The sequence below is a fragment of the Paraburkholderia sp. A1RI_3L genome (assembly GCF_048957895.1).
GTDB classification, from domain to species: Bacteria; Pseudomonadota; Gammaproteobacteria; order Burkholderiales; family Burkholderiaceae; genus Paraburkholderia; species Paraburkholderia kururiensis.
On record NZ_JARCHA010000001.1, the window covers coordinates 979,426 to 993,510 of the forward strand.

Annotated in this window: 10 protein-coding genes; 9 read left to right on the forward strand and 1 reads right to left on the reverse strand. The window is 65.9% G+C overall.

Features of this window, described 5'->3' with window-relative positions:
* The first annotated feature begins 81 nt into the window (after window positions 1-81).
* From nudB to PXJ20_RS04635, 7 genes are all read left to right on the forward strand, one after another.
* Complete coding sequence (gene nudB, locus PXJ20_RS04605) at window positions 82-564, forward strand: dihydroneopterin triphosphate diphosphatase (RefSeq protein WP_277598179.1); 483 nt, start codon at window positions 82-84, stop codon at window positions 562-564.
* Window positions 561-1,856: a cardiolipin synthase ClsB gene (gene clsB / locus PXJ20_RS04610; RefSeq protein WP_421030267.1), complete on the forward strand. Its 1,296-nt coding sequence runs from the start codon at window positions 561-563 to the stop codon at window positions 1,854-1,856. Before nudB ends, clsB begins: the two co-directional genes overlap by 4 nt.
* Window positions 1,857-2,093: 237 nt before the next feature.
* Window positions 2,094-2,693, forward strand: coding sequence for a TetR/AcrR family transcriptional regulator (locus tag PXJ20_RS04615; RefSeq protein ID WP_017772698.1), 600 nt, complete (start codon window positions 2,094-2,096; stop codon window positions 2,691-2,693).
* Window positions 2,694-2,767: 74 nt separating this feature from the next.
* Window positions 2,768-4,555, forward strand: a complete 1,788-nt coding sequence (locus tag PXJ20_RS04620) for an acyl-CoA dehydrogenase C-terminal domain-containing protein (protein ID WP_421030268.1) — start codon at window positions 2,768-2,770, stop codon at window positions 4,553-4,555.
* A 132-nt stretch (window positions 4,556-4,687) separates the two neighbouring features.
* On the forward strand, window positions 4,688-7,126 hold the full coding sequence (locus PXJ20_RS04625) for a 3-hydroxyacyl-CoA dehydrogenase/enoyl-CoA hydratase family protein (RefSeq protein ID WP_413213015.1): 2,439 nt from the start codon (window positions 4,688-4,690) through the stop codon (window positions 7,124-7,126).
* 30 nt (window positions 7,127-7,156) lie between these two features.
* Window positions 7,157-8,356, forward strand: coding sequence for an acetyl-CoA C-acyltransferase (locus PXJ20_RS04630; protein ID WP_421030269.1), 1,200 nt, complete (start codon window positions 7,157-7,159; stop codon window positions 8,354-8,356).
* A 122-nt stretch (window positions 8,357-8,478) separates the two neighbouring features.
* Window positions 8,479-9,252, forward strand: coding sequence for an enoyl-CoA hydratase (locus PXJ20_RS04635; RefSeq protein ID WP_421030270.1), 774 nt, complete (start codon window positions 8,479-8,481; stop codon window positions 9,250-9,252).
* 97 nt (window positions 9,253-9,349) lie between these two features.
* On the opposite strand, the gene fdhD is transcribed toward PXJ20_RS04635, so the two are convergent.
* A complete protein-coding gene (gene fdhD / locus PXJ20_RS04640) occupies window positions 9,350-10,174 on the reverse strand; it encodes a formate dehydrogenase accessory sulfurtransferase FdhD (protein WP_042299473.1) in 825 nt (274 codons plus the stop codon).
* Between the two features lie 150 nt (window positions 10,175-10,324).
* On the opposite strand from fdhD, the gene PXJ20_RS04645 reads away from it, so the two are divergent.
* Entirely contained in the window at window positions 10,325-10,807 is a 483-nt protein-coding gene (locus tag PXJ20_RS04645) for a nitrate reductase associated protein (RefSeq protein WP_199541712.1), read from the forward strand.
* A 147-nt stretch (window positions 10,808-10,954) separates the two neighbouring features.
* Window positions 10,955-14,071, forward strand: a complete 3,117-nt coding sequence (locus tag PXJ20_RS04650) for an EAL and GGDEF domain-containing protein (RefSeq protein ID WP_421030271.1) — start codon at window positions 10,955-10,957, stop codon at window positions 14,069-14,071.
* Window positions 14,072-14,085 lie beyond the last annotated feature (14 nt).

Here is a 14,085-nt window from a genome sequence, read left to right on the forward strand (position 1 = left end):
GCATGGCGCCGATAGACAGCCGGCTTTCCCCGATTTCACCGCCGACATGCCCGCGCGCGGTTCGCGCTGCGCCTCGCCACCATGCCGAAGAAGATTCCGGAATCCGTTCTCGTCGTCATTCACACTCCGCAGCTCGACGTGCTCATCATCGAGCGCGCCGATCGGCCGGGCTTCTGGCAATCCGTCACGGGTTCGAAAGACCGGCTCGACGAGCCGCTCACCGAAACCGCCGTGCGCGAGGTCGCCGAGGAAACGGGCATCGTCGTAGGATCGGCGGACGTGCCGTATACGTCGCTGTTCGACTGGCAGCATCAGATCGAGTACGAGATCTACCCCGTGTGGCGGCACCGCTATGAAGAGGGCGTGACGCGCAACGTCGAGCACTGGTTCAGCCTCGAAGTGCCGCAGCGGCTCGAAGTCACGCTCGCGCCGCGCGAACACACCGCATTCCTCTGGTTGCCGTGGCAGGAAGCCGCGAGCCGTTGCTTCTCGTCATCGAACCGGGACGCCATTCTCCAGTTGCCCGCGCGACTCGATGCGCGCCGCCAGGCGCCCGCCCGATGACGGCGACGCGCGAATCGTCGGTGCCCGCGCGCCTGCCGCGGCTCGAGCGGCTGGGCCGCACGTTGCTTGGCCGCCGCTACTGGTCGCGCTACCGCTTCACGGCGGGCAATACCGTGAAGCTCTTTTGCTCCGGGGACGAATACTTCGACGCGCTCGTTCAGCGTATCGACGCCGCCACGCGCGACGTCATGCTGGAAACCTACATCTTCTGCGACGACATGGCAGGCCGAGCCGTCTCGGACGCCCTGCTGCGCGCCGTGGGCCGCGGCGTGCGGGTGCGCGTCATTACCGACGGCATCGGCACCGGCCGGCTGCCGTTCTTCGACACCTGGGTGGCCGCGGGCATCGAGCATCGCATCTTCAATCCGCATCTATTCGGCCGCTTCGGCTTTGCGCGCACGCACCGCAAGCTCGCGGTGGTGGACGGCACGTTCGCCTGGTGCGGCGGCATCAATATCGTCGACGACTTCGACAACAATGGCACCCGTCTGCCGCACGCGCGCTGGGACTTCGCCGTCGAGTTGCGCGGCCCCGTGGTGGCGGACGTGCGCGAGGCGTTCGAACTGCAATGGCAGCGCATCGTGCTCGGCCACCGGCCACCCGTTCGGGCCGACGACGAGGGCGCGGCGATAGGCCCCGCATCGCACAGGCGATCCTCCTTTCTGCGCAACGCGTTCAGTGGCCGTTTCCGCGCGAGGCGCGTTCGTCCGAGAGGCGAGCCCTGCGTGGCCTTCGTCGCACGCGACAACGTCGTGAACCGGCGGGCCATCGAAAAGGCCTACCTCGCCGCGATCGGCCAGGCGCGCAAGGAAGTGCTGCTCGCGAATCCCTACTTCATGCCGGGGCGGCGCCTGCGACGGGCGTTGATCCACGCGGCGCGGCGCGGCGTGGAGGTGCGGCTCCTGATCGGCCGAAAGGAGTTCGCCGCGCTCGACTACGCGGTGCCGTTCCTGTACCACTCGCTGTTGAAGGCGGGCGTGCGCATTGCCGAGTATGAAAAGACGATGCTGCACGGAAAGGTGGCCGTGGTGGATTCGAACTGGGCCACGGTGGGTTCCTCGAACCTCGACGCGCTGAGCCTCGTGCTCAACAACGAGGCCAATGTGATGCTGGTGCTGCATCCGGAAATCGATGCATTACGCCATGCCATCCTCACCGCCTTCAACGAGTCGCGCCTGATCGACGAGGCCCGCTACGAAGCGCGGCCGGCCGCCGAGCGGCTGCTCAACTGGCTGGCCTACACGGCCTATCGGGCCACCATGAAGCTCCTGACGGTGGGCGGCTACGACTAGGCCGCGTCTAGATCAAACCCCTTTCCCCGCACTCATCCGACCCTGCACGCTGCCACACGCGACCCGGCACGCGCAATCGAGGAAATATCGGCTTCTGCTCGCCACCCCATGCGGCGCAGAATTAGAGTGCCTGTTAGACCCCGGTTTCTAATAAAGTCCTTGTTCAGCGGGCGGTCGTACCCAACAATAGTACGGCCGTTCGATTTTATTTCGGTCACATCGTAACGGTATAAAGCTATGCGAAAAGGCGAACAGACGCGAGCCGCAATTCTTGATGCAGCACTCGACCTGGCCAGCCGGGATGGACTCGAAGGTCTGACCATCGGTTTGCTGGCCGAGCGTATGCAGATGAGCAAGAGCGGGGTGTTCGCGCATTTCGGGTCGCGCGAAGACTTGCAGGTGGAAGTGGTGCGTGAGTATCACCGCCGTTTCGAGGAGGAAGTGTTCTTCCCGAGCCTGCGCGAACCACGCGGTCTGCCGCGTTTGCGCGCCATGCTGTCGCGCTGGATGGAGAAGCGCATTCAGGAAGTCACCACTGGATGCATCTACATCAGCGGTGCGGTCGAGTACGACGACCGTGCAGACAGCGCTGTGCGCGAGCAGTTGGTGGCCAGCGTCACGATGTGGCGCGCCGCGCTCATGCGGGCCATTTCGCAGGCAATGGAAGAAGGGCATCTGCGCGCCGATACCGATCCGCAGTTGATGCTCTTCGAGTTGTACAGCTTCACGCTCGGCCTGCATCACGACGCACGCTTCCTGCATCTGCCCGATGCCGTGCGCCTGACGTGGGCCGCGCTGGAAAAGCTGATCGTTTCGTATCAGAGCGAAAGCCGCTAGCGGGACACGGCGCGGTCGGCACCGCGCCGCAAGCAGCGGCGAGCTTGTCAGTCCTCATCCTTGGAGAAGAAGTCATGGGACAGTACGCCCCGCCGCTGCGCGATATGCAATTCGTGCTGCATGAACTGCTGAACGTCGAAGCCGAAGTGAAGCAAATGCCGAAGCACGCGGACCTCGACGCCGACACCGTCAACCAGGTGCTCGAAGAGGCCGGCAAGTTCTGCTCCGAAGTGCTGTTCCCGCTGAACCAGGTCGGCGACCGCGAAGGGTGCACCTACGCCGGCGACGGCGTGGTGACCACGCCTACAGGGTTCAAGGAGGCGTACCAGCAGTACGTCGAGGCCGGGTGGCCCGCGCTCGGTTGCGATCCCGAATTCGGCGGCCAGGGCCTGCCCGCGTTCGTGAACAACGCGCTCTACGAGATGCTGAACTCGTCCAACCAGGCGTGGACGATGTACCCCGGCCTCTCGCACGGCGCCTACGAATGCCTGCATGCGCACGGCACGCCGGAGCAGCAGAAGACCTATCTGCCGAAGATCGTCTCCGGCGTCTGGACCGGCACCATGTGCCTCACCGAGCCGCACTGCGGCACCGACCTCGGCATTCTGCGCACGAAGGCGGAGCCGAACGGCGACGGCTCGTATGCCATCACCGGCACCAAGATCTTCATCTCCGCGGGCGAACACGACCTCGCCGAGAACATCATTCACCTCGTGCTGGCCCGTCTGCCCGATGCGCCGGCCGGCACGAAGGGCATCTCGCTTTTCATCGTGCCGAAGTTCATTCCCGATGCAGCGGGCGAACCCGGCGAGCGCAACGGCGTGAAGTGCGGCTCCATCGAACACAAGATGGGCATTCACGGCAACGCCACGGCCGTAATCAATCTCGACAACGCAAAGGGCTGGCTCGTCGGCGAGCCGAACAAGGGCCTCAACGCGATGTTCGTGATGATGAACGCGGCGCGTCTTGGCGTCGGCATGCAAGGCCTCGGCCTCACCGAGGTCGCGTACCAGAACGCGCTGGTCTACGCGAAGGAACGCCTGCAGATGCGCTCGCTCACCGGCCCGAAGGCACCGGACAAGCCTGCGGATCCCATCATCGTGCACCCCGACGTGCGCCGCATTCTGCTCACGCAAAAGGCCTACCTGGAAGCGGGCCGCGCCTTCTCCTACTGGACCGCGCTGCAGATCGACCGCGAGCTGTCGCACAGCGACGAGTCCGTGCGCAAGGAAGCCGCCGACCTCGTCGCGCTCCTCACGCCGATCATCAAGGCGTTCCTCACCGACAACGCATTCGAGTGCACCAACCACGCGCTGCAGGTGTACGGCGGCCACGGCTTCATCTCCGAATGGGGCATGGAGCAATACGTGCGCGACGCCCGCATCAACATGATCTACGAAGGCACCAACGCCGTTCAGTCGCTGGACCTGCTCGGTCGCAAGGTGCTGGGCGACATGGGCGCCAAGCTGAAGAAGTTCGGCAAGCTCGTGAGCGACTTCGTGGAAGAGGAAGGCGTGAAGCCCGAGATGCAGGAATTCGTGAACCCGCTCGCCGACATCGGCGACAAGGTGCAGAAGCTCACCATGGAAATCGGCATGAAGGCGATGCAGAACCCCGACGAAGTGGGCGCCGCCGCCGTGCCGTATCTGCGCACCGTGGGCCACCTGGTGTTCTCGTACTTCTGGGCGCGCATGGCGCGCATCGCGCTGGACAAGGAAGCGTCCGGCGACCCGTTCTACAAGTCCAAGCTGGCTACCGCACGCTTCTACTTCGCGAAGCTGCTGCCTGAAACGGCGACCACGATCCGCCAGGCGCGCGCGGGCGCGAAGCCGCTGATGGATATCGACGAAGCGCTGTTCTAAGCGCTCGCTGGCCTGCCTCGCGTGTCCGACGGCGTGATCGCCGCGCCGCACGCGAGGCCGCCACGGTCCCGACATACCCCCGCACATTCCATTCAATTCGCTCGACATTGCACATTCCGCTGGAGGAACAACGTGAGCAATCTGATCATTCGCAAGGTGGCCGTGCTCGGCGCCGGCGTGATGGGCGCGCAGATCGCCGCGCACCTGATCAACGCCCGGGTGCCCGTGCTGCTGTTCGACCTGCCCGCCAAGGAAGGTCCGAAGAACGCGATCGCGCTGAAGGCGATCGAGAACCTCAAAAAGCTGTCGCCCGCGCCGTTCGGCGTGAAGGATGACGCGCAGTACATCGAGCCCGCCAACTACGAGGACGACCTCGCGAAGCTGGCCGAGTGCGACGTCGTGATCGAGGCCATTGCCGAGCGCATGGACTGGAAGCACGACCTCTACAAGAAGGTGGCGCCGCACATCGGCGCGAACGCGATCTTCGCGTCCAATACGTCGGGCCTCTCGATCACGGCGCTTTCCGACGGTTTTTCGGATGAATTGAAGGCGCGCTTCTGTGGTGTGCACTTCTTCAATCCGCCGCGCTACATGCATCTCGTGGAGTTGATCCCCACGGCGCACACGCGGCCCGAGATTCTCGACCAGCTCGAAACGTTCCTCACGAGCGCCGTGGGCAAGGGCGTGGTGCGGGCGAAAGACACGCCCAACTTCATCGCGAACCGCGTCGGCATCTTTTCGATTCTCGCGGTGGTGGCGGAAGCCCAGAAGTTCGGCCTGCGCTTCGACGAAGTGGACGACCTGACCGGCAGCCGGCTGGGCCGCGCGAAGTCGGCCACGTTCCGCACCGCAGACGTGGTGGGCCTCGACACCATGGCCCACGTCATCAAGACGATGCAGGACAACCTCGCAGACGACCCGTTCTATCCCGTCTACGAGACGCCCGCGGTGCTCGCCGCGCTCGTGCAGAAGGGCGCGCTCGGACAGAAGAGCGGCGCGGGCTTCTATCGCAAGGAAGGCAAGGCGATCAAGGTGCTCGACGCCAAAACGGGCGAGTACGTGGAAGCCGGCGCCAAAGCCGACGAACTGGTGGGCCGCATCCTCAAGCGCCCGCCGGCCGAACGCCTGAAGCTGCTGCGTGAATCCACGCATCCGCAGGCGCAGTTCCTGTGGTCGATTTTCCGCGACGTGTTCCACTACATCGCCGTGCATCTCGAATCCATTGCGGACAACGCGCGCGACGTCGATCTCGCTATCCGCTGGGGCTTCGGATGGAACGAAGGTCCGTTCGAAGGCTGGCAGACGGCGGGCTGGAAGCAGGTGGCCGAATGGGTGCAGGACGACATCACCGCGGGCAAGGCGCTCGCGAACGTGCCGCTGCCTGCGTGGGTGTTCGAAGGAGCAGTCGCCGAGAAGGGCGGCGTGCATACGGCCGAAGGCTCATGGTCGCCCGCGGCGAAGCGCTTCGTGCCGCGCTCGTCGCTTTCCGTCTACGAACGCCAGGTATTCCGCGCGCCGCTGCAAGGCGAAACGGGCGCGGACCCGAAGACCTTCGGCAAGACGCTCTTCGAGACCGACCACGTGCGTGCCTGGGTGGACGACCGCGCGGGCGAAGACGACGTCGTGATCGTTTCGTTCAAGAGCAAGATGAACACCATCGGCCCGGGCGTAATCGACGGGCTCACGCAGGCCATCGAACTCGCGGAGCAGTCGTATCGCGCGGTGGTGGTGTGGCAGCCCACCTCGCTCAAGCTCGGCGCGCCGGGCGGCCCGTTCTCGGCGGGTGCGAACCTCGAAGAAGCGATGCCGGCGTTCATGATGGGCGGCGCGAAAGGCATCGAGCCGTTCGTCAAAAAATTCCAGCAAGGCATGCTGCGCGTGAAGTACGCGAACGTGCCCGTGGTGTCCGCCGTGTCGGGCATCGCGCTCGGCGGTGGCTGCGAGTTGCTGCTGCATAGTGCGAAGCGCGTGGCGCACATCGAGAGCTACGTCGGCCTCGTCGAGGTGGGCGTGGGTCTCGTGCCCGCAGGCGGCGGCTTGAAGGAAGCGGCGCTGCGCGCGGCGCAAGCCGCAGACGCGGTGGGCGCGAACCCGAGCGATCTGCTGCGCTTCGTGCAGAAGTCGTTCGAAAACGCGGCGATGGCGAAGGTCTCGGCTTCCGCGCTCGAAGCGCGTGCGATGGGCTACCTGAAGCCTTCGGACACCATCGTCTTCAACGTGTTCGAGCTGCTCGACACGGCGAAGAAGGAAGCGCGTGCGCTCGCCGCCGCAGGCTATCGTGCGCCGCTGCGTGCGACGCAGGTGCCGGTGGCCGGCCGCTCGGCGATTGCGACCATCAAGGCGTCGCTCGTCAACATGCGCGACGGCCGCTTCATCAGCGATCACGATTTCCTGATTGCGAGCCGTATTGCCGAAGCGGTGTGCGGCGGCGACGTCGAAGCCGGCAGCCTTGTCGACGAAGAATGGCTGCTCGCGCTGGAGCGTCGCGCGTTCGTCGACCTGCTCGGCACGCAGAAGACGCAGGAACGGATCATGGGCATGTTGCAGACCGGCAAGCCGGTGCGCAACTGAAGCGGCGAGTCATTCGGATCGGAGTCTCACATGAGCAAACAGTTACAGGATGCATATATCGTCGCCGCGAGCCGCACGCCCATTGGCAAGGCGCCGCGCGGGGTGTTCCGGAACACGCGGCCTGACGAGCTGCTGGTGCACGCGATCAAGTCCGCGGTTGCGCAGGTGCCGGGGCTCGACACGAAGGTGATCGAAGACGCGATCATCGGCTGCGCCATTCCCGAAGCGGAGCAAGGCCTCAACGTGGCGCGTATGGGCGCGCTGCTCGCGGGCTTGCCGAACACGGTGGGCGGCGTCACGGTGAACCGCTTCTGCGCCTCCGGCGTAACGGCGCTCGCCATGGCGGCGGACCGCATTCGCGTGGGCGAGGCGGACGCGATGATCGCGGGCGGCTGCGAGTCGATGAGCATGGTGCCGATGATGGGCAACAAGCCTTCGATGTCGCCGCACATTTTCGACGCCAACGAGAACATCGGCATCGCCTACGGCATGGGCCTCACGGCCGAGCGCGTGGCCGAGCGCTGGAAGGTGAGCCGCGAAGCGCAGGATGCGTTCTCGCTCGAATCGCATCGCCGGGCGATTGCTGCGCAACAGGCGGGCGAGTTCAAGGACGAGATCGCGCCGTACACCGTGACCGAACGCGTGCCGGATCTCGCGAGCGGAGAGGTGAAGGTGAAGACGCGTGAAGTTGCGCTCGACGAAGGTCCGCGCGCCGACACGTCGCTGGAAGGCCTTGCGAAGCTGCGCACCGTGTTCGCCAACAAGGGATCGGTGACGGCGGGCAACAGCTCGCAGACCTCGGACGGCGCGGGCGCGCTCATCGTTGTCTCCGAGAAGATCCTGAAGCAGTTCAACCTCACGCCGCTCGCGCGCTTCGTGAGCTTTGCGGTGCGCGGCGTGCCGCCGGAGATCATGGGCATCGGGCCGAAGGAAGCCATTCCGGCGGCGCTGAAGGCCGCAGGCCTTACGCAGGACGACATCGACTGGATCGAGCTGAACGAGGCGTTCGCTGCGCAGTCGCTCGCCGTGATCCAGGACCTGGGCCTCGATCCCGCGAAGGTGAACCCGATGGGCGGCGCGATTGCGCTGGGCCACCCGCTCGGCGCCACGGGCGCGATTCGTGCGGCGACGGTCGTGCACGCGCTGCGCCGTCGCAACCTGCGCTACGGCATGGTGACGATGTGCGTGGGCACCGGCATGGGCGCGGCCGGCATCATCGAGCGCCTGTAAGGTGCAGGCCGCTTCTTCGCTTGCTCGCTTGTCCGGGCAGCGAGGAGGCGCCGTAAAGGCATGAACGGTTCGCAGGTCGCGAGGCTTGCGAACCGTTTTCGTTCAACGGAGGAGATCCGCGAATGACCACCGACATCCTGACCAGCCAGACCGACGACGGCGTGCTCGCCATCACCTTCAACCGGCCGGCGCGCAAGAACGCGATTACGGCCGCGATGTACCAGGCGATGGCCGACGCGCTCGTTGCCGCGCAGCGCGACAAGGCCGTGCGCGTCGTGCTGTTTCGCGGCAGCGAGGGCACGTTCTGCGCCGGCAACGACCTCGAAGACTTCATGAAGGCGCCGCCCGCAGGCGAGGACGCGCCAGTGTTCCAGTTCCTGCGCGCCATCAGCACGGCAGAGAAACCTGTGGTCGCGGCGGTGGCGGGCGCGGCCGTGGGCATCGGCACGACGCTGCTGTTGCATTGCGACCTTGTCTACGCAGCCGACACAGCGAAGTTCTCGCTGCCGTTCGCGCAGCTGGGGCTGTGCCCGGAGGCGGCATCGTCGCTGCTGTTGCCGCGCATAGCGGGCTATCCGCTCGCGGCCGAAAAGCTGCTGCTGGGCGACGCGTTCGACGCCCAGGAGGCGCTGCGCATGGGCTTCGTGAATCGCGTGCTGCCTGCCGGGGAGGTGGAGGCGTTTGCGCTGGCTCAGGCGAGCAAGCTGGCGGCGCTGCCGGCGTCGTCGCTGCGTGTGACCAAGGCGCTGATGAAGGGCGCGGCGCAGCACGAAGTCCATACGCGCATGACGGAAGAGGCCGTGCACTTCGGCAAGATGCTGCTCGCGCCCGAGGCGCGGGAGGCATTCAAGGCGTTTTTCGAGAAGCGGAAGCCGGATTTCAGGCAGTTCGATTGAGCGTGGGCGACGAGGCAAAAGGACGGCGCGTTATGCGCCGTTTTTTGTCCACACACCTTGCGTACACAACGCAGGTAACGCGTAGTAGCCCCTCCACTCACGCCGTCCCATACTCCACATACCCCGACTCCCGGCAAAAACTCACGAGCCGCAAGCCCGCTTTCCTCGCGATGGCAATGGCCAGCGACGACGGCGCCGAAATAGTCGCCACCAGCGGCACGCCCACGCGCGCGGCCTTGCGCACGAGTTCGTAGCTGGCGCGGCTGGAGAGAAACACGAAACCGTCCGTGGTGTCGGCGCGTTCCAGCACGAGCTGGCCGATCAGCTTGTCGAGCGCATTGTGGCGGCCCACGTCTTCGAAAGCGTGCAGAATCTCGCCCCGCGCGTTGCACCACGCCGCCGCGTGCAGTCCCCCTGTGAGCTTCGTGAGCGCCTGGTGCGCGGGCAGGTCGTGCGCGGCGCGGGCGAGCGCGTCGGGCGCGAGCCGCGCGAGAAATCCTGTATCCGGCACGCGCTCCGGTTGCAGATCGAGCAGATCGATGCTTTCGATGCCGCACACGCCGCAGCCCGTGCGTCCCGCCAGCGCGCGGCGCTTTTCCTTCAATCCCGCGAACGCCTGCTGCACGATCGTGAGTTGCACTTCGGCGTAAGGCAACTCGCCGTCTTCGCGAAATGCGACCTCGATGTCCTGAATGTCGGCGTTGCGGTCCACGATGCCTTCCGAAATGGCGAAGCCGACCGCGAAGGCTTCCAGGTCGCGCGGCGTGCACATCATCACCGCATGCGAGATGCCGTTGAACACGAGCGCTACGGGCCATTCCTGGCCGACGTGATCGACGAGCGTTTCGGCGCCGCCGCCGCGGTGGCGCGTGACGGGCAATTCGATGGCGCCGGGCTGGCCGGCGGTTTCCAGTGGGTTCAAGCGTGGACTCCTTGGCGCGCGGCCCGGACAAAACGCCCAGCCGGACGTGGGCTCGTGGGTCGCGCAGAAGGTTCTAAAATACCCCAAGCCGGCGCCCCGCGTGGCCGGCATCCGACAGAACCTGGCTGACAGAACCTGGGATATACCGCCATGGGACTCCACGAAGCGCCGCTGCTTTTCCAGTTCGAGGTCGCCTCTTCCGAGGACCTCACTTACATTCCGATGTCGGTCCGCTTCAACCTGGACCGCTTCGGCCTGCGTATCTCGCTCGCTCAATGGCAGATGCTGCCGTACGAGGACCGCAAGCTGCTCGCGCGCTTCCCGGTGGAGGAAGACGCACAGATCGAGCCGAATTTCGACCACGCGCTCTTCGAGATGCTGCGCACGCACGCCAACGTCGAGCCGGAATGGTTCACGCCCGACACTGCGCCGGTCTGGCGTGAAGCCGGCGCGGTGCCCGACGGCGTGCTGCACCAGGCGTCGATCGCGAGCCTGCCTGCGCCAACGAGCGAGCAATGGGCGCAGCTGGCCCCATTCAAGCGCTACGTTCTTGCCAAGCTCTCGCGCAAGCCGGAAGGCAATCACGATTTCCTGCCCGCCATGCGCGAATTTGGTTTGGCCAAACCGGCCTGAACGGAATTTTTTTCTTTTCCCTCAAACTGGTCCGGACGCTGCCGTTATCCATAGGTTGAGGCGCATCGCGCGCCTGCCCGTCGCAGATATGTGGTGAATAAAGCCCCGCAGGCACCCCGACCGCAGGACGAACGACGCCCGGAACCCATGAACTCTTTCTTCTCGAAGCGGCTGCTGATCAACGTGGCGGTCGTCGCCGCCGCTGTCGGCGCGAACGCGTTCGTCGCGTACACGCAGATACGCGGGCAGCGCGAGGCCGACGCCCGCACCTTGCGGGCCACGCACATCCGTCAGGATCTGGACACCTTTCGCGACACGCTCAACGACGAGCTGATGGCGCTCGGCCGCTACGAGACCGCGGGCGAGGGCGAAAGCGAGCCAGTGATGCGCGAGCGCACGGCAACGCTCGACCAGACCGTGGCGCGGCTGCGCACCGCCTTCGCCGACACGCCGGACATGGCGGCCGACTTCGACAACCTCGCCCTCGACGCTGATGCCTTCCAGCGTGATCTGCGCGTGGCGCTGGCGCGCACGGCGAGCCCCGGGCCGGCCGGCAGCGAAGACGCGCGTACATGGGTGGCGCCGGTGTACATGCGGCTTGACGTGCAGATGGGCCGCTTCGAATCGCAGTTCGCGGCATTGCAGCAGAAGCAGCGCATCGCGCTCGAAAAGGTGATCGACGATTCCATCGCCGAAAACCGCCGGGCCGTGGTGCTGCTCGTCATTTCGATGCTCGCGGGCGGCACGCTGCTCATCTATACCTTCGGCGTGCGCGAAAACGCCGCGCGCGAAAAGCTGCGCATCGCGCGGGCACTGCGCAGCAGCGACGAACGCTTTCACGGCCTGTTCGAAGCGCATCCTGTGCCCATGTACATCTTCGACCGCGACACGCTGCGCTTTCTCGCCGTCAATCTGGCCGCGATCCAGCAGTACGGCTACAGCGAAACCGAGTTCCTCGCGATGTCGGTGCGCGCCATTCATACGCCCGAGGACGCGACGCGGCTCGAATCGCATCTCACGCGCAGCGACCCGTCTTCGCACGGCGGCCGCACCATGGCCGGCATCTGGCATCACGTGCGGCGCGACGGCTCGCACGTGAGCGCGGACATCTCGTACCACACGCTCACGTTCATGGGCCGCCACGCGGTGTTCGTGCTCGCCGACGACGTGACCGAGCAGATCGCGGCCGAAGCCGAAGCCCAGCGCTCCAACCAGATGCTGGAGACGGTGATCGACAGCATTCCGCAGCGCATTTTCTGGAAGGACCGCGAGTTCCGCTACCTGGGCTGCAACATGGCGTTCGCGCGCGACGCAGGGCTTGCGTACCCGGAACAGGTGATCGGCAAGACCGACTATGACCTGCCCTGGCGCCAGTTCGCCGACACCGTGCGCGCGCACGACCGCGAGGTGATCGAGTCCGGCGTGCCCAAGCTCAACTTCGAAGTGGACCTCGTGATCGACGGCGTGCATCGCACCACCGTCACGAGCAAGCTGCCGTTCACGGCGGGCGACGGCAACGTGCTGGGCGTGCTCGGCTCCTACACCGACATCACGGAGCGCAAGCGCGCCGACCTCGCGCTGCGCCTGCAAAGCCGCGCGCTCGACGCGAGCGTGAACGCGATCATCATCACGGGCCCGGGGCCGGGCGGACATCTGATCGAGTACGCGAACCCGGCCTTCGCGCGCATCACGGGCTACGATCCCGCCGAAGTGGTGGGACAGGACTGCCGGCTGCTGCAGCGCGACGACCGCGACCAGGAAGGGCTGCACGCCATCCGCCAGGCGCTCGCCGCCAACCGCGAGGTGAGCGCCGTGCTGCGTAACTATCGCAAGGACGGCGCGCTGTTCTGGAATCAGCTGTTCATTGCGCCGGTGCCCGACGCGGACGGGCGCACCACGCACCACGTCGGCATCGTGAACGACGTGACCGAGCTGATGCGCTACCAGGAACAGCTCGAATACCAGGCGAACTACGACGGCCTCACGCGGTTGCCCAACCGTAACCTGCTGCGCGACCGGCTTCAGCAGGCGCTCGTCGCGGCGCAGCGGCGCGACCGCGGGCTCGCTGTCGTGTTCATCGACCTCGACGGCTTCAAGAACGTGAACGACAGCCTCGGCCACAGCATCGGCGACCGGCTGCTCTCCGTCGTGGCCGAACGCCTGGCGCGCTGCGCTCGCGCGAGCGACACGGTGGCGCGCCACGGCGGCGACGAATTCGTGATCGTGATGACGGATACGGTGGACGAGCAGTCGCTGATCGCGTGGATGGAGCGCGCGCGGGCCGCGATTTCGGAGCCGGTCTGGCTGGACGGCAACGAGCTCTACGTGGGTTGCAGCATGGGCGCGAGCCTCTTCCCGCAAGACGGCGACGACGCCGAAACGCTGATGAAGAAGGCCGACCTCGCGATGTACCGCGCGAAGGACATGGGGCGCAACACCTTCCAGTTCTTCCAGCCGGAGATGAACGCGAGCGCGACCGCGCGGCTTTCGCTGGAGCGGCGCCTGCGGCGGGCGCTGCGCGACAACGAATTCCTGCTGCACTACCAGCCGCAGATCGACATCGACACCGGCCGCATCGTGGGCATGGAAGCGCTCGTGCGCTGGCAGGACCCGGAAGCGGGGCTCGTCTCGCCGTCGGCGTTCATTCCGGTTGCCGAGGAAAGCGGGCTGATCGGGCCGCTTTCCGAATGGGTGCTGCGCGAGGCGTGCCGCCAGAACAAGGCGTGGCAGGCGGCGGGGCTGCCGCCGGCGCGCGTGTCGGTGAATCTCTCGGCGCGCGTGTTCCAGCAGCGCAACATCACGCGGCTTGTCATGCAGGTGCTCGAAGAGACCGGGCTTGATCCGCAGTACCTGGAACTCGAACTCACCGAAAGCACCATCATGCGCAACGCCGAGGAAGCGGTGATCATGCTCAACGATCTGCACGCGCTCGGCATTGGCCTCGCCATCGACGACTTCGGCACCGGCTATTCGAGCTTGAGCTACCTCAAGCGCTTCCCCGTGGACCGCCTCAAGATCGACCGCTCGTTCGTGTCCGACATCGGCATTTCGGGCGACGACGAGACGATCACGTCCGCGATCATCGCGCTCGCGCACTCGCTGGAACTGCAGGTGATTGCGGAAGGCGTGGAGACGTCGGCGCAGCTCGACTTCCTGAAGGAACGAGCCTGCGACGAGATGCAGGGGTTCTTCTTTGCCCGCCCGATGCCGCGCGACGCCATCGCGAATCTGCTGCAGGGCGGGATGGAGTGCGCCGAGGCTTAGCGCGCAAGCCCCGG

What these genes read in the sequence shown, in the direction of transcription:
- PXJ20_RS04650 (WP_421030271.1), top strand. Translation starts at nt 10,955, where the DNA reads ATGAACTCTTTCTTCTCGAAGCGGCTGCTGATCAACGTGGCGGTCGTC.
- PXJ20_RS04630 (WP_421030269.1), top strand. Translation starts at nt 7,157, where the DNA reads ATGAGCAAACAGTTACAGGATGCATATATCGTCGCCGCGAGCCGCACG.
- PXJ20_RS04645 (WP_199541712.1), top strand. Translation starts at nt 10,325, where the DNA reads ATGGGACTCCACGAAGCGCCGCTGCTTTTCCAGTTCGAGGTCGCCTCT.
- PXJ20_RS04615 (WP_017772698.1), top strand. Translation starts at nt 2,094, where the DNA reads ATGCGAAAAGGCGAACAGACGCGAGCCGCAATTCTTGATGCAGCACTC.
- nudB (WP_277598179.1), top strand. Translation starts at nt 82, where the DNA reads ATGCCGAAGAAGATTCCGGAATCCGTTCTCGTCGTCATTCACACTCCG.
- clsB (WP_421030267.1), top strand. Translation starts at nt 561, where the DNA reads ATGACGGCGACGCGCGAATCGTCGGTGCCCGCGCGCCTGCCGCGGCTC.
- PXJ20_RS04635 (WP_421030270.1), top strand. Translation starts at nt 8,479, where the DNA reads ATGACCACCGACATCCTGACCAGCCAGACCGACGACGGCGTGCTCGCC.
- PXJ20_RS04620 (WP_421030268.1), top strand. Translation starts at nt 2,768, where the DNA reads ATGGGACAGTACGCCCCGCCGCTGCGCGATATGCAATTCGTGCTGCAT.